This is a genomic window from Bifidobacterium aerophilum (genome assembly GCF_010667685.1).
In the GTDB taxonomy this organism is placed as follows: Bacteria; Actinomycetota; Actinomycetes; order Actinomycetales; family Bifidobacteriaceae; genus Bifidobacterium; species Bifidobacterium aerophilum.
Genome location: NZ_WHZW01000020.1, coordinates 46,656 through 69,834, shown reverse-complemented (window position 1 = coordinate 69,834; position 23,179 = coordinate 46,656). Strand labels below are relative to the sequence as shown.

Genomic DNA, 23,179 nt, shown 5'->3' with positions numbered 1-23,179 from the left:
TAGGTTTAGGCACCACCCATTCTGCCTAGAAGCCTCTAACTATTCCCACCCCTCCATCAGAACAGCAAACACGGTCCGGTGAAAGGCCGCGAAAGACGCCGCCGGCGAAAACGGTGTATACTGTTCCCTCGTAATTGACGACATGCGAACAGCATTCGCTTCGGATTCAAAGCCCGGCTGGCTGCCCGGCAGTTCTCAGTGTCGGTACCCCTAGGCGTAGGCGGATACACGTATCCCGTCGAGGCCCATCCCGTGGGGAGACCGGCGGGATGAACCTTGTGTGAACCAGCTATGTTGCAGATATTTCTCATTGCCCTGTCCGTGTCCATGGATGCCTTCGCCGTCTCGATCGGCAAAGGCCTGACCGTACGCCGCCTGCGCGGACTGGATGCGCTGAAGACCGCACTGTGGTTCGGCGGTTTCCAGGCGTTGTTCCCGTTGCTCGGCTACCTGTTCGCCACGACGTTCGCGAGTTACGTGACGGCGATCGACCATTGGATCATCTTCGCGCTGCTGGCGTTCATCGGCGGCAACATGATCCGCGAGGCGTTCGAGGAAGACGAGGAGAACGCGAAGGAGACTGCCGAATTCGATTGGAAGCACATGCTGCCGCTTGCGGTGGCGTGCAGCATCGACGCGTTCGCCGTGGGCGTGAGCTTCGCGTTCATGCAGGTGCATCTGTGGTCGTCGGTGATCATGATCGGCGTGACGACCGGCGCGTTTTCCGCTGCCGGACTGTATATCGGACGCATGTTCGGCGCCCGCTGGCAGAAGCCGGCGCAGATCGCCGGCGGCGTGGTGCTGATCCTGATCGGCGTGAAGGTGCTGCTCGAACATCTCGGCGTGCTGTGAGCCGCCTCCCCAACTACGATCAGACTGCAAAAACGCTCCCCGCGGGGAGCGTTTTCGTTATGCGATCGAAGCCAGGACGGCAGCGATCGGGACAAGCACGCCGGACAGCAGCGTCGGCAGCACGACGATGCCGATCCATGGCCGGATAGCGTGTTCGTCCGGATCGGCTTCGGCCATCCACCAGTTCGAGGCGACGGACAGTCCGACGAACAGCAGCGCCACGACGATCGCGGACGCGATCATGGCCGTATTGTCCGCGCCGGCATCGGGCAACGCCATGTAATCGGGCAGGAACATCCAGCCGGAGGCGGCGATCAGAGCCACGCCGTCAAGCACGCTGTGCGACAGTCCGCGGATGAGATGCGAACGTTCCTCGCGGGCCATCTGTCGGATGAACGAGACGACGATCAGCACGACCAGCAGGCCGCCCACGCCGGCGAACCAGGCGACTTCGCGCGCCGTCGTCATGGATGCGATCGAGGTCGCGGCCCGGTCGCCCGAACCGGACAGCAGATCCGTCATCAGGCCGGTACCGGCAATGCACAGCGACACCGCGCCCGCAAGGAACGCGATCACGCGTCCGGGCACGCCGTCGCGCAACGGCGAGCAGACCGCGAACAGCACCATCAGCACGACCGTCCACGCGAGCACGCCCGTCTCGCCGGCGCCACCGGCGGTCAGCACCAGCATCGGCAACAGCGCCAAAACGGCATACATGGGCGTGTACTTGCTCGAGAACGGCGCGCCCGCCCCACTGGCCACCGTCGCCGTCGACGTATCAGCATCCTGACGCTTGTCCATATATACGCTCCCTGTTCGCCGCCCACGCCGCCGGACCGGACGCCGTCGGACCGTCACGGTCCATCAGGCCGGGCCGCCGCGGGCCGATCATCACGACTTCTGCATCCTATCCTACGTCCCGGCCCGCCGAATCTCGCGCCCTACGCCGACGCAACCTCCTCGCGAACGGACAAAACCGCACAACCGTGTCCATATCGTGCGCGTACAATAAGTCATCAATCGTGAATGACGATACGATACGAATGAATATCGCGTGAACGCGGCACAACCGCACGCGATCACACGAATCGTACGAATCATACGGTTCCCGCATCGGAACAGGTTCAAGGGGGCGACAGTGACGGACCTTACGTTGATGACGTTCGCGGCTGACCCCGCGACCGTTCTGCCGTCCCTCGCCCTGCTGTCGCATCGCGTGCGCGTGTTGCCGATGGACGCCGCAAGTCTCGTGAAAATGCCGGAGAACACGATCCTGTTCCTCGACGCGCGCGACGACCTGGCCACGGCGAAGACGCTGTGCCGGCTCATCCATGCCTCCGGACTGTCCACGCCGATCGTGCTCGTGCTCACCGAGGGCGGGTTCACGGTCGTGAACTCCACGTGGGGCATCGCCGACGTGGTGGTGTCCTCCGCGTCCCCCGCCGAAGTCGAAGGGCGTCTGCGACTCGTGTCCGAACGCGGCAACTCGCCTCTGGCCGCAGGCACGGCGGGCGGCGCGACCGGCGGCGACGCGGGCACCGTAAGCGCCGACGGGCAGATCCGTTCGGGCGATCTCGTGGTCGACACGAATGGCTATACGGCCTCCCTGCACGGTCATCCGATCGATCTGGCGTATAAGGAATTCGAACTGCTCAAGTATCTCGTGCAGCATCCGGGCCGCGTGTTCACGCGCGCGCAGCTGCTGCAGGAGGTGTGGGGCTACGACTATTACGGCGGCACCCGTACCGTCGACGTGCATATCCGTCGTCTGCGCGCCAAGCTGGGCGGCGAATACGAGCATCTCATCGGCACCGTGCGCAATGTCGGCTACCGTTTCGACCCGCCCGAGAACGAGTCCGACACGGACGCCACGCCCGACGCCGGCAAACGCTGAAGCGGCCGATGCGCGAGTCGAAACAGGCCCGGCTGGCCCGCATGCACGCCGAATACGCGTTGCTGTGCGAGGAGTTTCCCGCGCCGAAGTGCGCCCTGAATTTCTCCGATCCCTTCGAGTTGCTGGTGGCGACGGTGCTCAGCGCCCAGACCACCGACAAGCGCGTCAACTCGGTCACGCCGGCGCTGTTCGCCGCGTATCCGGATGCGGCCGCACTGGCCGCCGCGAACCCGGAAGCGGTCGAGGACATCATCCGCCCGCTCGGTTTCTTCCGTTCGAAGGCGAAGCATCTGCTGGGACTCGCGTCGACGTTGGATCATGAGTTCGCCGGCGTGGTGCCGCGCACGATGGACGAGCTGACCATGCTGCCGGGCGTGGGGCGCAAAACGGCGAACGTGGTGCTCGGCAACGCGTTCGGCGTGCCCGGATTCCCCGTGGACACGCATGTGATGCGCGTGACCGGACGGTTGCGCTGGCGATCCGACTGGAGGATCGCGAAATCGGACCCCGTCAAGGTCGAGGCGGAGATCTGCGCCTGCTTCCCTCCCGAGGAATGGACGGATCTGTCCCACCGTCTGATCCTGCACGGCCGCGCCGTCTGTCACGCCCGCACCCCCGACTGCGGAGCCTGTCCGCTCGCCGGAACCTGCCCGTCCGCGCAGTGACGGGCGACCGCAAGCCCTGACGCAAAACCGACCGCCCCATCCTCGGCACACACCCGAAATGCCCTCCCCCCGCTAGACTGGGCCGCATGCACAAGCAGACGCACAAGCGCAACGACGACAACTCGCTGCGTTCATGGTTGGTTTTCGTGGCGACGGCGGTCGCCCTGTCCGTGATCGTATGGCTCGTCTGGTCGGTGGCCGCGCATCGCAGCGTGCTGCCCGGCATCAGTTCGGCGCAGTCCTCCGCGTCGGTTTCCGTCGGCCTGACCGACGCACCCGATTCGCTTGACATCCGCACCGACGCCGCCCCGGCCGTGGAACGCGCCCTGCTTGGCAACGTGTACGAGACGCTGGTCACGCGCGACGACGACAACGCGATCAAACCGGGACTGGCGAAAAGCTGGAAGGTCTCCGACGACGGACTGACCTACACGTTCACGCTCAATTCCGGCATGCGTTTCTCGAACGGCGACGCGCTCGACTCGTCCGACGTGGTCTGGTCGCTACAGCAAATCGTCCAGAACAAGTACCAGGGCGTGTCCGCCCTGAATGCGCTCAAGTCGGTGACCAACCCGAACGCCACCACCGTCGAACTCATGCTGAGCCATACCGACCCGACGCTGCTGCGCGCGCTGTCGGGCCGCGCCGGCATCGCCTACGACGCGCAGGCGAACCAGGATTACGCGACCGCGGCGTTCGGCTCCGGACCGTTCACGCTCGCCAAGTACGACAAAGGATCGTCGATCGAGCTGACCCGCAACGAACAGTACTGGGGAGACCAGTCCGCCGCGGAGCGCGTCACGCTGCGCTATTACGACGACGAGGCCACGATGGTCAAGGACCTGCAGGACGGCAAGCTCGACATGGCGTTGCCGACGAACACGGACGCGACGAACGCGCTGGTCAACGACGCGAAATTCACGGTGAAGACCGGCTCGTCGACGGCGAAGGTGATGCTCGCGTTCAACAACGACGGCAATTCGATCTTCTCCGACCAGCAGGCGCGCCAGGCGATACGCTACGCGGTCGACACGAAGTCGATCGCCGGATCCCGCTCCGATTCGGCAGGAGCGCTGGGCGGCCCGATCGGCCAGCTTGAGCCCGGCTATGAGGATCTGACCGAACTGTTCCCGTTCGATCAGGCCAAGTCCGTCAGCATGATCTCCTACTTCGCGACCGGCGCCGCGTATTTCGGCGCGATCAATTTCGTCGTGCCGCAGTCGTACGAATCGCTCGGCAAGACGGTCACCGAACAGTTGCAGGCGGTCGGTCTGACCGTGAACATGCAGGTCACGGACGACGCGACGGCCGCACAGCGCGTCAAGGACGGGCAGTACGAGGTCGCGATCACCGTGACGGACGGAACCGACGACGCCGCGGCGTTCGGCACGGCGGACAACGTGTACCGCTATACGAACGGCGAGGCGCAGAGCGCCTGGACGAACGCGATGGCCGCGACGAACGACAAGGACTATCAGGACCGGCTGCACGATTTCGCGCACACGGTCAGCCAGGACGCGGCCTGCGACTGGCTGTACACGAAGAAGACCGTGGTCGCGGCCGCCTCGTCGGTCACCGGATATTCGACGAACATCACCGACCGGTATCTGCCGCTCGCCAAGGTCACGGTGAAGTAGCCGCCGTCCCCGTCCCGCCGCCCCTTGTCACCTAAGCCGCATAAAATCGCGCGTATGAGTGACAGCACCATCATCAACGCAAATCTGACCCCGCTGCCCGACAAGGTGGGCGTGGACGGTCTGGAAGACAAGTGGCGCGCCGAATGGGACGAGTCCGGCGTCTACAAGTTCCGCAACACCCGTGACCGCAAGGCGGTCTATTCGATCGACACGCCGCCGCCCACGGTGTCCGGTCACCTGCACGTCGGCCACGTGTTCTCCTACACGCATACCGACGTGATCGCGCGCTACAAGCGCATGAAGGGCTTCGACGTGTTCTACCCGATGGGTTGGGACGACAACGGCCTGCCGACCGAACGCCGCGTGCAGAACTACTACGGCGTGCGCGTGGACACCTCCATGCCGTACGATCCGGATTTCGTGCCGCCGTTCGAGGGCACGGACGGCAAGAAGATCGACGCCAAGGACCAGGTGCCGATCTCGCGCCGCAACTTCATCGAGCTGTGCGAGAAGCTGACCGCGCAGGACGAGAAGCAGTTCGAGGCGCTGTGGCGCTCCCTCGGCCTGTCGATCGACTGGTCGCAGACCTACCACACCATCGGCGAGCACCCGCAGCGCGTGGCGCAGAAGGCGTTCCTGCGCAACCTCGCCCGCGGCGAGGCGTATCAGAAGGACGCGCCGGGCCTGTGGGACGTGACGTTCCAGACCGCCGTGGCCCAGGCCGAGCTTGAGTCGCGCGAGTACCCGGGCTTCTATCACAAGGTCGCGTTCCGTTTCGAGGACGGCACGCCGATCTACATCGAAACGACCCGTCCGGAACTGCTCGCGGCCTGCACCTCGCTGATCGCGAACCCGGACGACGAGCGCTACAAGCAGTACTTCGGCCAGTACGTGTACTCGCCGCTGTTCAAGGTGAAGGTGCCGATCCTCGCGCACCCGGCCGCCGAGATGGACAAGGGCGCCGGCATCGCGATGTGCTGCACCTTCGGCGACGTGACCGACGTGCAGTGGTGGCGTGACCTGAACCTGCCGACCCGTTCGATCATCCAGCGCAACGGCCGCATCGTCATGGAGACGCCGGATTGGATCGAGGACGAGAACGGCCGTGCGATCTTCGCCGAAACCGCCGGCAAGACCACGTTCTCCGCCCGCAAGATCATCGTCGACCACCTGCGCGAGTCCGGCGATCTGGACGGCGAGCCGACGCCGACCAAGCGTATGACGAACTTCTACGAGAAGGGCGACAAGCCGCTCGAGATCGTCACCTCCCGTCAGTGGTACCTGAAGAACGGCGGCACCGACGCCAAGCTGAACGCCGAGCTGATCGAGCGCGGCAAGGAGCTGGAGTTCCACCCGGACTTCATGCGCGTGCGCTACGAGAACTGGGTGCATGGCCTGAACGGCGACTGGCTGATCTCCCGCCAGCGCTTCTTCGGCGTGCCGTTCCCGCTGTGGTACCCGGTCAAGGAGGACGGTTCGGCCGATTACGATCACCCGATCACGCCGAGCGAGGACATCCTGCCGATCGACCCGACGATCGACGTGCCGGCCGGATACACGGCCGAACAGCGCGACGTGCCGGGCGGCTTCACCGCCGAGCAGGACATCATGGACACGTGGGCGACCTCCTCGCTCACCCCGCAGATCGTGACCCGCTGGGCCGAGCCGGGCGAGGAGAACGAGGCCATCTTCAAGGCCACGTTCCCGATGGATCTGCGTCCGCAGGGCCAGGACATCATCCGCACCTGGCTGTTCTCGACCGTGGACCGCGCGCACTTGGAGAACAAGTGCCTGCCGTGGGCGCACGCGACGCTGTCGGGCTGGATCCTCGATCCGGATCACAAGAAGATGTCGAAGTCCAAGGGCAACGTCGTCGTGCCGAACAAGCCGATCCAGCAGTTCGGCGCGGACGCGGTGCGCTACTGGGCCGCTTCCGCCCGCCTCGGCCTCGACGCGACGTATGACGAGGGCCAGATGAAGATCGGCCGTCGTCTCGCGATCAAGCTGCTCAACGCGACGAAGTTCGCGCTGGCGATCGGCCGCGAAGACGAGAACCATCACGTCGCCGACTCGGCGGTCGCCTCGTGGGATCCGGCCGACGTGACCGAGCCGCTCGACCGCGCCGCGATGGCGAAGATGGCGCTCGTGGTTCGCCAGGCCACCGAGGCGCTCGAATCCTACGAGCACTCGAAGGCGCTGGAGGTCATCGAAAGCTACTTCTGGCAGTTCTGCGACGACTACATTGAGCTGGTCAAGAACCGTGCGTACGGCACGGCCGACGCGACCGGCCATGTGCCGAGCGAGGCCGCGGTGAAGTCCGCGCGCACGACGCTGGGCCTGGGTCTGGACGCGTTCGCGCGCCTGCTCGCCCCGTACCTGCCGTACGCGACCGAAGAGGTGTGGAGCTGGATGCACGCGGGCGCCGGTTCGGTGCACCGCGCCGCCTGGCCGACCCCGGACGTGTACGAGGCCGCCGCGTTCAAGGTCGCTCCGGAGCTGCTCGCCCACGCCGGTGAGGCGCTGGCCGCGCTGCGCGGCATCAAGTCGAAGGCCAAGGTCTCGATGAAGACGCCGATCCTGTCCGTGAAGCTGGGCGTGTCCGATGACGTGCGCGAGTCGCTGGAAAGCGCCGTGAACGACATCGCCGAAGCCGGCCGCGTGGTGGGCCGCATCTCCTTCGTGAGCGCCGCAGCCGCGATCAAGGCCGCGCACGAGACCGCGGAAGCCGCGGCCGACGCAGCCGCCAAGGCGAAGGCCGAAGCCGAAGCCGCCATCAGCGTGATCGTCGAGGACAGCGAACTCGGCGAGCCGCCGGCTCGCAAGAAGTGAGACTTCCTCACATCTTGCTGATGTGACAAATGTGGGCTTCCTCCACTCGGAGGAAGCCCACATCGTTTTTCTGCCCCCTGACAGGGGACTGTCGGGATCGTTCATGAATTTCCGCACGCAATCAGGCTGCCCCCCTGTCAGGGGGGAGCTGTCACGCAGTGACTGAGGGGGTAATCACATCCGTCACAACGTGCGGAACACCAGCAGGAAGCGCGTACCGGCGGCGTCGGCGGAAGCGTCATGACGCGAGGCAAGGTCACCCAGGGATCCGCCGTCGGCGAGCGCCTTCGCGGCCGCCGTGATCATGCCGGACGCGTCGCCGATCAGCAACGTTTCGTCGAGACTGGCGGAGGCGTCGGGACGCAGCAGACTGGCCGGATACAGTCCCTGGAATCCAAAGGCGACGGACGGCGTCTCGTCCACGGTCGTCGCATCGTCGGTCTTGCCGGCGGTTGATGTATCACCGGAATCACCCGAGGAATCGGATGCGTCCGAACCGTCAGCCTCACCGGCATCGGAAGACGATCCCGACCCGGAATCCGAGGACTTCTCTTTCGTGCCGCCGCCGAGCGACGCCACTCCCCCGGCGAAGCTCATCACGTCGTCCTTGCTCATCGACACCTGATCGTCGACCAGACTGGATTCCTGCCCGTCGCTCTGCGCCTTCTGCCGGGCCTTGTTCGCAGCCTTCTCGCGCGCCGCATGCAGCGCCTTGAGCCGTGCCGCCTCGGCCACCGCGGCGATGCCGGCGCCGTTCACGCCGATCTTCGGCTCCTCAGTCTTGCCGATGGCTCCGGATAACCCGCTTCGGCCGGTCGCGACGGCCGAACCGTCGCTCCCGCCGTTCGCCGCGACATCCGTGTCCCCCGCTTCGAACCGGTCCTCGAACCGCAGCAGCAACTGGCGGATCGCCTGCGCCTTGCCGGTGTGCTCGCTGGCGGTGGCGAGCGCCGCCATCGCCGCGTCCACGCTCGCCTGATCGGCCTTGAGATCGGCGTCCGTCGTGAACGATGAGTTCGTCTGTGCGATCGCCTGCTCCTGGTATGCGGCGGCGCCGGCGGACGTGCCGCCGGTCAGCTCGCTCAGATGTTCGGTGTACGTGTCGGTGTATGCCATCGAATACGGGATCATGGCCTGCGACAACTGCGATTGCCCGGCCGCGTATCCGGACGAGCCGAGCTGGGATTCGCGCCCGGCCTCCTGTTCGAGTTCGTCCGCAAGCCCGTTCACGCCCTGTTGACGGATACGCCGAATGATCGCATCCACCTCGTCGGCGGCGCCGGCGTGCCGGTGTGCGGCGCTGACCGCGTTCACCGCGTTGGCGAGGTCGACCACGGCCTTGGCAAGCGGCGTGTCGCCGGTGAGTTCGCCGGCTGTGCCGATGAGCGCCGTCATCTGCGTCTTGGTGCTGATGGACCCGCTCAGATGCGTGGTGTAGGAGCCGACGTATGCGGCCATGTATGCGTCGAACGCCTGTTTGTGTGCTGCGGAACGCTCGGCGATCGTGGAATCGGCGAGCGCGCGTTCCCGATCACGGAGTTCGGTCAGCTGGGCGATCAGGTCGTCGTTGTGCTGGTCGGAGGCGCCGGTCATCCGGTCGGCCAGCGTGGCCGCATCGGAGGACAGTTGCGCCGTCTGCGTGGCGAACGAGGCGGCGTCGGTGGCGGGGATCGCGGCCAGCGTGATCGTGCTCATGGTGAATCGCGTCGCGTTGACGTACACGTTGAGGTCGAGGACGGTGTCGTCGTCCGTGCCGGATTGCGTCACGTCCAGACCGTCGGCGTCGAGCAGGCCGTCCAGCGCGCCGTCATGGTCGGCGGAGAGCGTGCGGTCGTCGCCGACCGCCACGATCACATGGTTCGATCCGTCGGTCGTGACGGTCGTGCCGTCGCTGGTGGACAGGTCGTCGCCGACTTCGGCGGGGATGGTGAACGTCACGACCGGCACGAGCGCGGACGCGGCCTGTGCGATGTCGTGCGAGGCGAGTTCGTTGCGCGTCACGGTGACGTGCACGCCGACCAGTCCGTTCGCGCCGTCGACCGTTGCGGCGTCGGTCTGCGGTCCATCGAGCGAATACGCGACGTGTACGGACCATGGCAGCGCTTCCTGCCCGACCGGAATGCGCCGTACGGAATCGGAACGTCCGCCGCGCAGATACAGTCCACCGGCGCCGGAGTCATCGGCACTCAGGGCGCCGTACACGGCGGTGCCGAGATATTGGCTTGCGGAGCGTGCATCGGATGCGTTCGCAAGGCCGACACCGGAACCGCCGGCGGACAGCATCGCCAGCGTCATCGCCAGGGAGAGAGCGGAGGCGCCGACCTGTGTCAGGAACCGTCCGACCCGGATCATGCGAAAACGTCGAGCACGCCCGGGTCCCCGCCGGCCGCGGCGATGCGCGCATGGCGCTTCTTCGCTTCGGTAACGACGAATTCGCGGTACATTTCGGCGATGTCCGGGTCAAGCCCGGCCGCGACGGCGATGCGGTGGAGACGCTCGATCTGGTAGTCCTCGCGCTTGTAGTCGGCGGGTGCGAAGCCGGCGCGCGCCTTGAGCACGCCCACCTGGGACGTGTATTTGAAACGTTCCGCGAGCAGGGAGACGATGGCCGTGTCCACGTTGTCGATGGACTGGCGCAATGCCTTGATTTTCGCCACGGTTTCGGCGATTTCCGGATGCTCGGCCGCAACGGACGAGTCGATGACCGTTTCGGATTCGGGTGCGTGCGTGTCGTTGGCCGAGGGCAGCCAGTCGCCGTCGGATGCTTGCGTGTCGCTCATGGTTGACAGCCTATCACCGACGTCGCCCGTGCGTCCGGAGCCGGTTCCGAAATGTGTCGGGACTTTCGGGAATGCGGCATCGGCGATACAGTTCAGAAATACGTTTTGAGGATGACGGTGCTTTCGGTGCTCACCGGCACGGTCCGGTGGATGAGATTGAGCAGTTCCTCAAGCTTGCCGGGTGAGGCGACGCGCACGAGCAGCATGAAGCTGGGAGCGCCGGCGACCGAATAGCAGGAGACGATGCCGTCGATGTCGCGCAGCTTGCGCGGGATGTCGGATTCCTTCGAATAGTCGAGCGGGGTGACGGAGACGAATGCGCTGATCGGTTGGCCGCTGCGTTCGTGGTCGATGACGGCCGCATATCCGCGGATGATGCCGCGCCGTTCAAGCTTCTGCACGCGCGTCTGCGCGGCCGATACGGACAAGCCGGAGGCCTTGGCAAGCTGCGACAGCGTAGCGCGACCGTCCGTTTCCAGCATGGAGAGGATGATCATGTCCTTGTCGTCGACGTCGGCGGAGGTTGTCGCCGCGGTGTCGCCCGTCTCGTTCCTGTCATTGCGCACGCTCATGGTTGCTATGGTAGCCGCTTCCACACACCTTCGTATACCTTATTTTTTCCACATAATATGATATAAAGATGTAATATTTACGATATAGAGTGACTTTAGTTGAAAATTTACCAAGAGGTGATCGTATGAGCATTCCGATGATCGCGCAGGGCGCGCTTGGGGTCCCCCGTTCCGGCATCCGTGACGTGTTTGATCGCGTCGAGCGCGTGCCCGACGCGATTTCGCTGTGCGTGGGCGAGCCGAGCTCGACCGCCGCACCGCATATCGTCGAGGCCGCCTGCCGGTCGATTCGCGAAGGGCATACGAAGTACACGAACGTGCTGGGCATCGACGCGTTCCGCGAGGCCGTCGCCGATTATTCGCGCCGCGTGAAGGGACTGTCGTACGATCCGCACACCGAGATCCAGGCCGTGGACGGCGCCACGATCGGCCTGTTCCTCGCCTTGAAGGCGATCGTCAACCCCGGCGACGAGGTGATCATCCCCTCCCCGTTCTTCACGTCGTACGATGCCGAAGTACTGATGTGCGGCGGCAAGCCGGTGACCGTCGCGCTCACGCCGGATCATCAGATGCGGCTGGACGCCGACAACATCGAGGCCGCGATCACGCCGCGCACGCGCGCGGTCATCATCAACTCCCCCGGCAATCCGACCGGCGCGGTCACACCGGCCGACGAGCTGGCGCGTATCGCCGAGGTCTGCAAGCGCCATGATATCTGGGCGATCTCCGACGAGGTCTATCATCCGTTCGTCTTCGGCGACGGCCGGCGCGCGGCCGCCGACTCGCCGTTCCCCGCGGCGCCGTCGATCGCCGCCGTGCCGGGCATGCACGAACGCACCGTCGTGGTCGAAAGCCTGTCGAAGACGTTCGCGATGACCGGCTGGCGCATCGGCTACCTGCTTGGGCCGGACGAGCTGATCGAACAGACCGCCAAGCTTGCCGAGCTCATGCATTCGTCGGTCAATTCGACCGCACAGTATGCGGGCGTCGCCGCGCTTACCGGCCCAATGGATCCGGTGGTCGCCATGCGCGAGGAGTACCGGGCCAAGCGGCAGATCGTGCTCGACGGGCTCGCCGACTGCACGGCGGTGCGGCTGATCGAACCGCAGGGCGCGTTCTACGCGTTCGTGGACATCCGCGCCACGCGCATGGACGCCGACGAGTTCAGCCGCCGCCTGCTGGAGGCCGAGCGCGTCGCCGTCGTGCCCGGCGAGGCGTTCGGCAAGGAGGGCGCCGGATTCGTGCGTCTGTCATACGCCGGCGACGCGAGCGAACTGCGCGAGGGCGTGCGTCGTCTGCGCCGTTTCGCGCAATCCCACGCCGACCCGTTGCTCGGCCGTCACACGCCCGAATTCCATCACCTGGCGATCATGGCCTGATCGCTCGGCGTCACTCCCCTCCGGAGGTCGGATCAACGCCGATCCGACCGCCGAATCGCCTATCAAACATACGGTCATCCACATTTTCTGAGGGCCTCGAAAGTCATCCACAATTATTGTGGACAGACACGCCAACTGTGGATAACCCATGACCGTTCGACCACATGACCGGTTTTTGTCATGCCGCAAACCGTCCTTCCGCTAGCCTGAGCCGACACGGGCATCGCCGCCCGTCGTCGGCTCGGCACGGAAGGGTATATTGTGGAACGACAATGGATAGTGGACACGACATATATCGATGATTGGCTCGATCAACAGGACGACGCAACGGTCGATTGCATCACAGCGGCCATCGATCAGCTCGCACTGTACGGCCCGGCATTAAAACGACCCCTGGTCGGACAAATCAGCGGATCACGTTTTATCAATATGAAAGAACCGCGACCGCCATCAACGGGAAGGAGCGAGATTCGCATACTGTTCGCTTTTGACCCAGAACGCCGGGCAATCATGCTGCTAGCCGGCGATAAGGCGAATGCAGACAGAATCAGACGAGCGCGCCTGTGGAATCGATGGTACGACGATGCGATTCCGCAAGCGGACCTGCTGTTTGAACGACATCTCAGAAAGCTTCAGGAAGGAGTATCCCAATGACCACATATCATCCGCAAACCATGGAAGATTATCGACGCAAGCGCGGCATGACCGATGAAGGCATGGAAGAAGCCCGGCGTATCACCGAACGGTATATCCGCAATTACGAACGTCTGCATCATCCGCTGCGCTATCTGCGCCGGGCCTGCAAGGAACACGCCGATCGCAGGCGCGCTGCGGCGCTGCGATCCGGCAACATGTCGCGGATCACGATCGGGGCGTTGCGTCGGTACGCCGCCGCACACGGCGGTACGGTGCATATTACGGTCGAACTGCCGGACCGTACGTTCTCCGTCTGATCGGTCTGGTCACTCTCCGACGGCGGTCGGATCAACGCCGATCCGACCGCCAGAAGAACGTCGGCCCCGTAGGGTGGTCATGCCTGTGCGGGTTCCGCGGACGTGACAAAGCCGGCTTCCGCGGCACGATAGCGGTCGAGCTCACGTTCCAGCTCTCTGATGTGCAGCGCCTGCTGGTAGATGATGAGATCGCGCAGGTCGAAACGCTTGCCGCGTGACAGCGACGGTTTCACATCCGAGATGTCGAGATCATCGGCGCCGGCAAAGACTCCGGCAAGCTCGTCGGGACTCGGCAACGGCTTGCCGTCGAAGACGGATGTCGCGCCATCCATGCGACGGCGGGCCTTGTCGACGAGTTCCGGCGTCTGCCGCCACCGCGCCATGCACCGTTCGATGCGTTTGGCGCCGATCAGCGTGGGATCGAGTCCCGCGCGCCGAAACATGACGGTGGGTGATTCTCCGGCGAAATAACGGCTCAGGCAGTCGATCTTGAAGTCTTCGGTGTACATGATCCTCGTGGCCGTCACGGTGTCGACCACCGGAAGATTGCCGAGATACGCGACCTCTTCGGCGGTGAACATGTCGGTTCCGCGTTGTGTCGTCATTGACGCCTCCGTTGCTGGACGAGGGGATGCGAAAAACAGAGAGCGGCTCCCCGAGGAATGGATGTGAAGGGGAGCCGCAGTGTAAGTTGCAGGCGTCAGCGCATCAGCGCACGCTTGGCGGAACGGGAGCGCAGGTACACGGTGGCCGCGCCGCCCGCAAGCAGCAGACCGACCAGCGTGAACAGCATCGTGCCCGCCGCACCGGTCAGCGGCAGCTCGGTGATGGACTTGATGTTCCGCACCGTCACTTCAGCGGAGTTCCCGTCGGAGACGAGGCCCCACGTATCGCCGCTCACGGTATATGTCGGCGCGGCCACGGCCTCGTTGCCCTCTCCGGTGATGTTGGCTTCGATCTTGACCGTGAAGCTCAGGCCGATGTTGGCATGACCTTCCGGAGCCGCGATCTCTTCGATCTTGTAGGAGCCCTCGTCAAGTCCCTTAAACGCGATCAATCCGTCGTCACCGGTGGTGAACACTCCAACGGTTTCGTCCTGTCCCTCGCCGCCGGACGGCTGGACATCGAGGTCGCTCCAGCTCATCGACTGCTTGCCCTGGTCATATCCGTAGGCGAGATACTTCTTGGTTTCGGTGTTCTGGATGGTGAACTTCGCGCCCTTCAGCACATCGCCGGTGACCTTGTCGGTCTTCTTCAGCGTGTAATCGAAGTTGAATACCTTGACCGGCACGCCCGGGATCTTGTCCTTGTCCTCGTTGCTGGACGGATTGTGCGGATACTCGACGAACGGACGGTTGGCCGCGCCCTGCTCGCTGATCGTTCCGGTCACCGTGGCTGCATAGGTGATGGTGACGCCCTGGCCGACCAGCTTGTCGTTATCGAACACGGTATCGTCCGAAACCTTGATCTTTTCCTTGAGGCCGATGGACTTGATGTACTCGCTCAGGTCAACGGTGAAGGTCTTGCTGTTCGCGTCGAAGCCGGTCACCGTATACTGGTCGTCGTCCAGCGTCACGTCGCCCACCTTGACGACGAGGGAGCCGGCCTTGTACGCCAGCGGAGCGCTCTTCTCGAACTGGTCGGAGACGGTGAACGTGTAGCCCTTGACCTTGTAGCCGACATAGTTCGGGATCTTCGTGTCAATGGTATAGGTCGCATCCTTGCCGATGGCGATGGTCTGGTCGCCGACCTTCTTCTCGACGGTCAGGATCTGGTTCTTCATTTCCACGGTGCCATCGGAATAGATCTTCTCGGTCGTCGCGCCCTCGTTGATGGCAAACGGCGTTCCGACGATGATTGGAAGAGCCTTCGAAGAGCCTTTCTTGGTCATGTTGCCCGACTCATCGGTCTGCGTGTCCACTGCGGTCTGGTCAAGAATCATCCACAAGCCCGGCGACGGCATGGTCAGAGTGCCGGTCTTCGGATCATTCGCGTCGATCGTCATCGACACGGTCTGGTAATCGCCGGCCTCCAACGAGGCGACCAGCTGGGTGGCCAGGCTGCGGGAGGTTCCGTTGCCGAACCACGGCGAGTTGATGGACTGATCGAACTTGGCCTCATCCTGCTGCTGCGCCCAGGCAAGCGGGTCCGAGCCAGCCGGAACCTCTTCGGCGAGGGCCGCGTTAACCGCATCACGGACCTTGTCGGCGATGGCGGCATTGGTCGTCAGCGTGGCGGACTGGTTCGGGTTTTCACCGTACACGTCATAATCGGCAAGTTTGACGGCCTTGAAATCGGTGTGGCCATCGAGACGCACGGCATTCTCCGCGTTGATGGTGATCGTCGTATCGCCGTCGGTCACGATCGCCGCGTTGGCGGTGGCGGCACCGAGGGCGAGACCGCCGAGCATCGTCGCAGCGGCGGCGATACCCGCGAATAGTTTCTTCACATTCATGAGAAACCTCTTTCTTTCTTCTTGTTGGTTACTTGTTTCTGCAACCGCGGAGGCCGAGACCCCGTTCAGGACCTCCGCGATCCGCAAATCCGCTATGGCTCCGGCCGGATCACGACCATGGGAGCCGTGCCGCTCAGAGCGCCCGCTCCTTGCGTTTCCGGTAGGTTCGGATGCCCGCGCCGACGAGTCCAGCGACGACAGTGAGCGCCAACCCGCGCAGGATCCAGTCGCGCGCGGTCATGCCGTCGCCGGTCAACGGCAGCGAGGACACCTTGACGACATGCGTGTTGGTGAAGTCCGCCACGTGCACGCCCTTCCACGGGCCGTCGTCATCGGCTCCGATCTGTTCGCCGTCCGTGCCGAGCGACGTGCCGTCGTCCTTCGTAAGCCGGGTCATCGTCGCGGATGCCTTCAGCCCCTCGCCGGCCCGGTACGTGACGGTGATGTCTAGCCGGTACTTGGCCTGCGAGTACCTGACGAGATCCTTCATGCCACCGGAGCCGGGGTTGCCGTCCGTGCCGAGCTCCCGGATGACGTAGCCGTACGTCACCTTGCGCGTGCCGTTCTCGTCGGCCGCGACGTTCCTGACGGCGTTCCAGTCGAACGTGAACGTGCCCAGCGTGGCCGAGTTGGTCAGCACGGGATTGCCGTCGCCGTCATCGGCGGGCCTGTCCAACGTCACGGTGCAGGAGCGCGATCCTGTGCCGGTGTCGGACGCCGACGCGGAGTCGACCGAATCCCGCACGCATGCGTCGGCCGGCGACCCGTCGGTTCCGGCCCCACCGGTCGGCAACGGCGCCTCCACAGCACCGGCGGTATCGGACGTCTGCGCTTCCAGCCGGAACCCGAACGCCGTGCCGTCCGGCCACTGCGCGTCGGTGCCGTTCACGGTCTTGCGCACCGCCGCAGTCGCGGTCACCGGAGTCGGCGTGTCCGCCACCTGCACGACCACGGAACCGGTGTACAGGTTGGTCAGCGCACCGGTCATCCTGAGGGTCTCGTCGGTACGGTCACGTTTCAGACCGCCGTCGACGGTGATCTCCTTGCCGTTCACCGTCACCGAGCCCTTGTACAGCTGGCTGACGATCATGTCGGACCATCCGGAGTCGACCGCGATCATGACGCTGCGCGCCGTGACCGGAGCCGTGTCATCCTTGCCGCGCAGCGGACCGTACATGTACGGCACCGACTGTCCGCCGTCGTTGAGCGCCCCGTACGTGAGGTACAGTTTGCCGAGGCTCTTGTCGACGTTCCAGCCGACGCTGCCGGTGATTCCCGGTTCGCTCGTGCTGGTCTTGACCTGTGCCGTGATGTCGCTCAGCGTGCGGTCGAGATCGTCGACCGCGGCGAACTGCGACATCGTGGGCAGGACACTGCCCACGCCCTGCAGCACGGTCACATCGTCCTTGTCGGTGCCCGCGTCCGCGTAGACGCCGGTGTTGTTGACGATGACCTTGGTGACGTCCGTGCTGGTCTCGTACCGTTCCGGGGACTTGCTTTCGATCAGCCAGTACGTGCCGTTTGTCAGCGTATGGCCGACGGAGGGGAATTTGGCGGCGCTGGCCAGCGTCAGCCTGTTGCCGCCGGCGCCGGTCGCGGTCACGTCGAGTTCCCCGGTCGTGACCGAATCGATGGGCGTGCACTTGGCGAGCGCCGCGTAAGCCGGCTTGGCACCGTTGCTCACGGACGCCTGCGCGCAGTCGCTGTCCGCGGAGTACAGGGAGAACGTGGCCGACGTGCCCGCATCGTCTTTTCGGTAGATGGGGTCGCCGTTTTCGTCCACCTTGCGTACGACCAGTTCGTTCCTGACGTTCGGCACATGCACGTTCACCGCGAATTGGCGTGTGAAGACGTCGTCCTGGCTGACTCCGGTTCCGGCGTCCGTGTCGCCCATGTACAGGCGGCGGGTGTTGCCGGCTTCGGCCTTGTTGAGGTCGCTGGCGGACGTGTAGTAGTAGGCGACGGTGAACCGCGTCCTGTATTTTTCGCCGTCCTGCAGCAGGTTGTAGTACGTTTCGGCGCTGCCGGGCAGTTCCTCGATGTCCGCGGAATACGCGCCGGAGGATTTCAGAGAGAACCGCACCGGCTGCTTGCGCGCGGCCGCGATGACGTCGCTCACGGAACGGATCTCCGCCGTGTTCCAGCCGCTCACCGAATTGCCGGTGACCGTCTTCCAGTTGCCGGTATCGGCGAGCAGTTGCTTCGCCTGGTCGTTGTCCGTGGTCGTCTCGCCCGTATAGGCCATGATGACGGCGAACATGACGCCCTTGCCGTCGTTGAGCGCCTCGCGGATGTCCCCGTCCTGGTATTTCCCATCGAACTGCCCACTCAGCCACATCGTGTCCTTGGCCGTGTTGTCGGCGTTGAGCGGGTACACGTCATCGGGAGCGGTGACCAGCAGCGAGGGATTGGCGAACGCGCCGGTCCGGTACGCGCTGTCCGTGGTGGATACCAGGTATCCCTTGAAGCCCGGTGCGGTCGCTGGATGGTATTCCAGCTGGATCGTGTCGGTGAGCGTACGGTATCCCGCCGGAGCGACGGTCTCTTCCAATACGTAATGCGTGTTGTCGGGATTCTCCTTGTACAGGTCGTCGAACACGATCGGGTCGACGCTGCCGTCGGCCTTCGTCCGCTCCAGCATGAGCTGGCCGTTCTCGTCCGTCACGCCCGCGGCGAGCAGATCCCGTTCGCCGTCGTACGTGTAGTCCTTGCGGGCCTTGTACAGCTTGAATCCGACGCCGGCGATGGGCTTGCCGGATTGGTCGATTTTCAGGATGTCGCTTTCCTTGATCGGCACCAGGTTGAAGTTGAGGCTCATGTTGGAGTCGAGGTTGCCGCGCTCCAGATAATAGAACTTCAGTGTGTGGTTCGTGTCGCCCGCGAACGTGTCGGATTGCGCGCCCGTGCCCCACTGGACGGAGTCCTCCCGACCGGCGGCCCGGTACAGTTCCCGCAACGTGGTGCGCTGGACCACTTCGCCGGACTGCGTGCTGACCGTCACGACGCCGGTGCTGAAATCGATGTGGAGGGACACCGCATCATGGATGCCTCCGAGGTCGCCCACCAGCACGCCGTCGATGTATACCCATGCGTCGTCGTCGCCGGAGAACGAGAAGACCACGTCCTTGCCGTCGCTGGCCTTGCCGTCCGTGGTCTGCTGGAACCGGCTGCTCATGGACAGGCCGAAGTAATGATTCATCGCCGGGCCGATCGCCGACGTGCTCGTCACCAGCTTGCCATTGTTCTCGGCCGGCGTGCCGTTGACGGACTGGTACACGTCTCCCGCCGTATTGAAGGGGAAGAACATGCCGAGGCCTGTCTTGAAGGACGGGTTGACCGCCGGGGTGTCATACAGGGCGAAACTGTTCGTCTCCTCGTTGTAGGCGGCGAAGTTCTTCTGGCTGTCATACGAGTAATAGCCGTTCTGCAGCTGGAACAGTCCCTTGACGTTCGCATAGGACTGTTTGCCGTTCGCGGCATTCTCCAGATCGAACAGGTATGACAGGGAATCCGCGGCGGTGATGCCCGTTGCCGGAGGGGCCCCGACAAAGCCGGGAATGGTCGTTTTCGAGGAGTCGGCGCTCGCCCAGAGCACGGGGAAACCGTCACTTCCCAGCGTGCGCTGGACCATGCGCTGCATGGGTTTGGCGCCGGAATAGTATCCGGTGCATTTTCCGCCGCCGCCCGTCGTGCCGCCGTCGCCGGCACATGCGTTGCCCGTATACCGGTTGAAGTTCGCTTCCTGGTGCGCCACGCGGCGGAACCGCAATTGACGCCCCTGATTGATGCCGCGGTTCTGGTATCCGTCGACCGCAAGCTCGCCATCGTCCGTCTTGGCTTTCCATCCCGAGTCGGGAACGGTCTCGGTGGCGTTTACGTATACCGGATCGGCGGCATCCTGCCGGTACAGCCAGTAATCGAACAGGTTCACCGTGGTGCCGCCCGGATTGCTCACGTCGTCCTTCACCACGTGCTTGGCGAAGATGTCGTCGTCCACCGTGGATGAGGGTCTCCTGCAGTTCAGGTACAGGTTGTAGTCGTTGTCGGAGCAGTCCGCCAGACCGTAGTCCTCCTCGTCGGAAGATCGCGTTGCGACGGTGTTCGTCGACGGATCGGCATCGGACGCGTCGGTGACGGGCGCGTCGGAGTCGTCAATTACGGTCGCGCCAGCCGAACCGGATGTGGCGGACGAACCGGATGTGCCGGATGTGGCGGCCGTGACGTCGTCGGAGTACGCGGGAACGGCGAAGGCGGGCAGTGTGCCGATCAGGCAGACCACGACCATGCAGCCGGCCGTAACAGCGGCGATCAGGCCTCTGGTCCGAAGCCCCCCCCCACGCGAATTCTTGTGCGCATAGGCGTCATATCCGTTCTCCATCCCTCGTAACCGGATATCACGCATCACCGCGCACGCCTCATGTCATAGGCAGCACCATGACCAGCGTGATACCTCGGCTTCCCGTTTGACGGAAATCTCTCGTAACGCCACCCAACTATACTCCCTACTGGCCCCTATGACACCCTTTTCAGAAGTCGAGGAATCCCCCGTTTTACGCGCATAACGACCATGTCAAGCGTCTAACATACCCACCCGTGCACCCCGTTATGTCCGTGTGATCCACAACCACTATGCGGACAGGCAGGCCGTCCGCGATGCGCGCCCCGCCACATGACGGCCGTATAAACGCGACAAGGCTCCCCATAGGGAGCCTTGTCGGAGCCACATTCGGTATCGGCCGCAACCGCCGGAACGGATCGCCGTTCAGGCGCGGCCGCCGGCCGAACCGGTTCAGTTGCCGTTGACGGCGCTGGAGTTGGCCTGCTGGCTGATCGCGGCGAGGAAGTCGCGGTTGGTCGGCGCCTTCTTGAGGCGCGGCACAAGCGTCTGGTACGCCTGTTCCGGCTCAAGTCCGCCGAGCAGGCGGCGCAGACGGTAGACGATCGGCAGTTCGGCCGGCGCGGTGATGAGCTCCTCGCGGCGCGTGCCGGACGCGTTGATGTCGATGGCCGGGAACAGGCGCTTGTCGGCCAGTTCGCGGCTCAGGCGCAGTTCCATGTTGCCGGTGCCCTTGAATTCCTCGAAGATCACCTCGTCCATCTTCGAGCCGGTTTCCACCAGCGCGGAGGAGATGATGGTGAGCGAGCCGCCGTTTTCGATGTTGCGGGCCGCGCCGAAGAACTTCTTCGGCGGATACAGGGCCTGCGCGTCGACGCCGCCGGACAGGATGCGGCCGGAGGCCGGCGCGGCGATGTTGTAGGCGCGGGCGAGACGGGTCATCGAGTCGAGCAGCACGACCACGTCCTGGCCGAGCTCCACGAGTCGTTTCGCGCGTTCGATCGCGAGTTCGGCGACGGTGGTGTGGTCGGAGGCCGGACGGTCGAAGGTCGAGGAGATGACCTCGCCCTGCACGGTGCGCTCCATGTCGGTGACTTCCTCCGGGCGTTCGTCCACGAGCACGACCATCAGGTGGACTTCCGGATTGTTGGTGGCGATCGCGTTGGCGATGTTCTGCAGCGTGATCGTCTTGCCGGCCTTCGGCGGGGAGACGATCAGGCCACGCTGGCCCTTGCCGATCGGCGAAACGATGTCCATGATGCGGCCGGTGAGCTTGTTCGGCGTGGTCTCCTGCTTGAGACGCTCCTGCGGGTACAGCGGGGTGAGCTTGGAGAACTGCGGACGGTTGGCCGCCTCCTCGACGCTCATGCCGTTGATCGAGTCGATGGACTGCAGCGGCACGAACTTCTGGCGCTGGTTGCGGCGGTCGTTCTCGCGCGGCGCACGGATCGAACCGTGCACGGCGTCGCCCTTCCTGAGGCCGTACTTCTTGACCTGTCCCATCGACACGTACACGTCGTTCGGGCCGGGCAGATAACCGGAGGTGCGCACGAACGCATACGATTCGAGCACGTCGACGATGCCGGCGACCGGGACGAGATCGTCCTGCGGTTCCTCGCGGCGCACGTCGCGGTCGGCGTTGCGATCGGCACGCTCGGTACGGTCGGCACGCTCGTCGAAGTCGCGGTCGCGGCCGCGCAGGCGGCGCTGATGACGGTCGGCATTGCGGTCGTTGTGGTCGCCGTTACGGTCGGAGCCGGCCGCGCGATCGACGCGGTTGCGGCTGCGACGCACGAACTCGCGCTCGGCCGGCTCCTCGTCGGCGCGGTCGTCGCGCTCCGGCGCGGCCTGCGTGGCCGGCAGGGTCGCGAGGATGTCGTCGAGGTCGCGCACGTTGTCGTCGTTGGAGGAGTCCGCATCGTCGGTACGACGACGGCGGGGACGGTCGGAGTCCGCGTTGAAGTCGCGACGACGACGGTTCTGCTGGCGGTCGTCGTCGAACTTGCGACGACGGTCCGTACGGTCGGCGCGGTCGCCGGCCGAGTCAAGTCCCAGATCGTCGAGCAGCATCGCACCGGCTTCCTCTTCGCGGCGGCGACGGCGCACGGACGATACCGCGTCCTTCTTGTCTCCGATCGGCAGGTCGATCACCGGCGCGGCGGTTTCCGCGGCCGGTTCGGCGTCATCGGAGGTCTTGGACGCGCGAATGGCGCGGGTTTTGCGCACCGGTTCACCGGTCGGCTTGACGACGCGGCGCGAGGCACGGGCCGGGCGACCGGGCTGTTCGGAAGCCTTCTCGTCGGCGGGCTTGTCGGACGGCGCGTCCTGCGGTTCCGCGACGGCTGCGGGCTGTGCGGCTTCCGCGGCCGCGGGCTGCTGCTGATCGGGCTGCGCGTCGTGTTCGGCGGAGGCCTGTCCGGCGGGCTTGTCCGCCTTGTCGGCGCGAGGTGCGCGCACGGTGACGCCGGCGGGGGCGGCTCCCCCTGAGCGGGCGGCCTGCAACGTGGCCAGTAGTTCGGGCTTACGCATCGTCGACGTGCCGCGAAGTCCCATCTGCTTGGCGAGCTCCTTGAGCTCGGGCAGCTTCATATCCTCAAGATTCTGGCTGGTTGCCACTCGTATTACCTTTCCTTGAGCAACGCCGGCACACAGCCGAGCTCTGCACTAAGAATGATTTTGCGGTCATGACCGCTATCGAATCGCCCGCCGCACTCCATGCGTCGCGGACTGGTAGATACCTTACAACCGCACCCCGACCAACGCAAAACGGCCCGCCGCATGGCGCGACGAGCCGTTTCATCAGGTGGAAAAGTACTACTTTTCCGGA

The 23,179-nt window shown here is 64.6% G+C and carries 16 protein-coding genes; 8 read left to right on the top strand and 8 right to left on the bottom strand.

The genetic code is table 11. The features are described from left to right. Nucleotides 1-291: 291 nt before the first annotated feature. Nucleotides 292-852, top strand: coding sequence for a manganese efflux pump MntP (locus tag GFD25_RS09650; RefSeq protein ID WP_163232290.1), 561 nt, complete (start codon nt 292-294; stop codon nt 850-852). Nucleotides 853-909: 57 nt separating this feature from the next. Here GFD25_RS09650 and GFD25_RS09645 read toward each other — a convergent pair whose 3' ends face one another. Then, nucleotides 910-1,653, bottom strand: coding sequence for a hypothetical protein (locus GFD25_RS09645; RefSeq protein ID WP_163232288.1), 744 nt, complete (start codon nt 1,651-1,653; stop codon nt 910-912). A 337-nt stretch (nt 1,654-1,990) separates the two neighbouring features. Here GFD25_RS09645 and GFD25_RS09640 point away from each other — a divergent pair, with 337 nt between their 5' ends. The 4 genes from GFD25_RS09640 (at nt 1,991) to valS (ending at nt 7,877) form a co-directional block, all read left to right on the top strand. Further along, nucleotides 1,991-2,746, top strand: a complete 756-nt coding sequence (locus GFD25_RS09640) for a winged helix-turn-helix domain-containing protein (RefSeq protein ID WP_163232286.1) — start codon at nt 1,991-1,993, stop codon at nt 2,744-2,746. Nucleotides 2,747-2,754: 8 nt separating this feature from the next. Then, entirely contained in the window at nt 2,755-3,411 is a 657-nt protein-coding gene (gene nth, locus GFD25_RS09635; RefSeq protein ID WP_163232284.1) for an endonuclease III, read from the top strand. A gap of 86 nt (nt 3,412-3,497) precedes the next feature. Further along, nucleotides 3,498-5,048 carry an ABC transporter substrate-binding protein gene (locus GFD25_RS09630; protein ID WP_163232282.1) on the top strand — a complete coding sequence of 517 codons (1,551 nt, stop codon included), beginning with the start codon at nt 3,498-3,500 and terminating at the stop codon, nt 5,046-5,048. A 54-nt stretch (nt 5,049-5,102) separates the two neighbouring features. Next, nucleotides 5,103-7,877 (top strand): valine--tRNA ligase, encoded by a 2,775-nt coding sequence (valS, locus tag GFD25_RS09625; protein WP_163232280.1) that lies wholly within the window; start codon nt 5,103-5,105, stop codon nt 7,875-7,877. 183 nt (nt 7,878-8,060) lie between these two features. Here valS and GFD25_RS09620 read toward each other — a convergent pair whose 3' ends face one another. The 3 genes from GFD25_RS09620 to GFD25_RS09610 form a co-directional block, all read right to left on the bottom strand. Next, nucleotides 8,061-10,229 (bottom strand): hypothetical protein, encoded by a 2,169-nt coding sequence (locus GFD25_RS09620; RefSeq protein ID WP_163232278.1) that lies wholly within the window; start codon nt 10,227-10,229, stop codon nt 8,061-8,063. Further along, nucleotides 10,226-10,657 (bottom strand): chorismate mutase, encoded by a 432-nt coding sequence (locus GFD25_RS09615; protein WP_163232276.1) that lies wholly within the window; start codon nt 10,655-10,657, stop codon nt 10,226-10,228. The genes GFD25_RS09620 and GFD25_RS09615 overlap by 4 nt, the downstream gene beginning before the upstream one ends. Before the next feature lie 92 nt (nt 10,658-10,749). Continuing rightward, nucleotides 10,750-11,154 (bottom strand): Lrp/AsnC family transcriptional regulator, encoded by a 405-nt coding sequence (locus tag GFD25_RS09610; protein WP_239512529.1) that lies wholly within the window; start codon nt 11,152-11,154, stop codon nt 10,750-10,752. A gap of 200 nt (nt 11,155-11,354) precedes the next feature. Here GFD25_RS09610 and GFD25_RS09605 point away from each other — a divergent pair, with 200 nt between their 5' ends. The 3 genes from GFD25_RS09605 to GFD25_RS09595 all read left to right on the top strand — a co-directional run bounded on the left by GFD25_RS09605 (nt 11,355) and on the right by GFD25_RS09595 (nt 13,561). Further along, nucleotides 11,355-12,608, top strand: coding sequence for a pyridoxal phosphate-dependent aminotransferase (locus tag GFD25_RS09605; protein ID WP_163232271.1), 1,254 nt, complete (start codon nt 11,355-11,357; stop codon nt 12,606-12,608). Between the two features lie 261 nt (nt 12,609-12,869). Next, entirely contained in the window at nt 12,870-13,262 is a 393-nt protein-coding gene (locus GFD25_RS09600) for a type II toxin-antitoxin system RelE/ParE family toxin (RefSeq protein WP_163232262.1), read from the top strand. After that, on the top strand, nt 13,259-13,561 hold the full coding sequence (locus GFD25_RS09595; protein ID WP_163232260.1) for a hypothetical protein: 303 nt from the start codon (nt 13,259-13,261) through the stop codon (nt 13,559-13,561). The genes GFD25_RS09600 and GFD25_RS09595 overlap by 4 nt, the downstream gene beginning before the upstream one ends. 77 nt (nt 13,562-13,638) lie before the next feature. Here GFD25_RS09595 and GFD25_RS09590 read toward each other — a convergent pair whose 3' ends face one another. The 4 genes from GFD25_RS09590 to rho all read right to left on the bottom strand — a co-directional run bounded on the left by GFD25_RS09590 (nt 13,639) and on the right by rho (nt 22,968). Beyond that, nucleotides 13,639-14,166: a transposase gene (locus GFD25_RS09590; RefSeq protein WP_239512526.1), complete on the bottom strand. Its 528-nt coding sequence runs from the start codon at nt 14,164-14,166 to the stop codon at nt 13,639-13,641. Between the two features lie 95 nt (nt 14,167-14,261). Continuing rightward, the gene (locus tag GFD25_RS09585) at nt 14,262-16,016 is read right to left on the bottom strand and encodes a SpaH/EbpB family LPXTG-anchored major pilin (protein ID WP_163232258.1); all 1,755 of its coding nucleotides are present in this window, start codon (nt 16,014-16,016) and stop codon (nt 14,262-14,264) included. A 133-nt stretch (nt 16,017-16,149) separates the two neighbouring features. Next, nucleotides 16,150-20,301 carry a SpaA isopeptide-forming pilin-related protein gene (locus GFD25_RS09580; protein ID WP_163232256.1) on the bottom strand — a complete coding sequence of 1,384 codons (4,152 nt, stop codon included), beginning with the start codon at nt 20,299-20,301 and terminating at the stop codon, nt 16,150-16,152. A 504-nt stretch (nt 20,302-20,805) separates the two neighbouring features. After that, the gene (gene rho, locus GFD25_RS09575; protein WP_163232254.1) at nt 20,806-22,968 is read right to left on the bottom strand and encodes a transcription termination factor Rho; all 2,163 of its coding nucleotides are present in this window, start codon (nt 22,966-22,968) and stop codon (nt 20,806-20,808) included. Nucleotides 22,969-23,179 lie beyond the last annotated feature (211 nt).

Coding starts and splice junctions, on each gene's coding strand:
- GFD25_RS09650 (WP_163232290.1), top strand. CDS start 292: ATGTTGCAGATATTTCTCATTGCCCTGTCCGTGTCCATGGATGCCTTC.
- GFD25_RS09645 (WP_163232288.1), bottom strand. CDS start 1,653: ATGGACAAGCGTCAGGATGCTGATACGTCGACGGCGACGGTGGCCAGT.
- nth (WP_163232284.1), top strand. CDS start 2,755: ATGCGCGAGTCGAAACAGGCCCGGCTGGCCCGCATGCACGCCGAATAC.
- GFD25_RS09630 (WP_163232282.1), top strand. CDS start 3,498: ATGCACAAGCAGACGCACAAGCGCAACGACGACAACTCGCTGCGTTCA.
- valS (WP_163232280.1), top strand. CDS start 5,103: ATGAGTGACAGCACCATCATCAACGCAAATCTGACCCCGCTGCCCGAC.
- GFD25_RS09620 (WP_163232278.1), bottom strand. CDS start 10,229: ATGATCCGGGTCGGACGGTTCCTGACACAGGTCGGCGCCTCCGCTCTC.
- GFD25_RS09615 (WP_163232276.1), bottom strand. CDS start 10,657: ATGAGCGACACGCAAGCATCCGACGGCGACTGGCTGCCCTCGGCCAAC.
- GFD25_RS09610 (WP_239512529.1), bottom strand. CDS start 11,154: ATGATCATCCTCTCCATGCTGGAAACGGACGGTCGCGCTACGCTGTCG.
- GFD25_RS09605 (WP_163232271.1), top strand. CDS start 11,355: ATGAGCATTCCGATGATCGCGCAGGGCGCGCTTGGGGTCCCCCGTTCC.
- GFD25_RS09595 (WP_163232260.1), top strand. CDS start 13,259: ATGACCACATATCATCCGCAAACCATGGAAGATTATCGACGCAAGCGC.
- GFD25_RS09590 (WP_239512526.1), bottom strand. CDS start 14,166: ATGACGACACAACGCGGAACCGACATGTTCACCGCCGAAGAGGTCGCG.
- GFD25_RS09585 (WP_163232258.1), bottom strand. CDS start 16,016: ATGAATGTGAAGAAACTATTCGCGGGTATCGCCGCCGCTGCGACGATG.
- GFD25_RS09580 (WP_163232256.1), bottom strand. CDS start 20,301: ATGGTCGTGGTCTGCCTGATCGGCACACTGCCCGCCTTCGCCGTTCCC.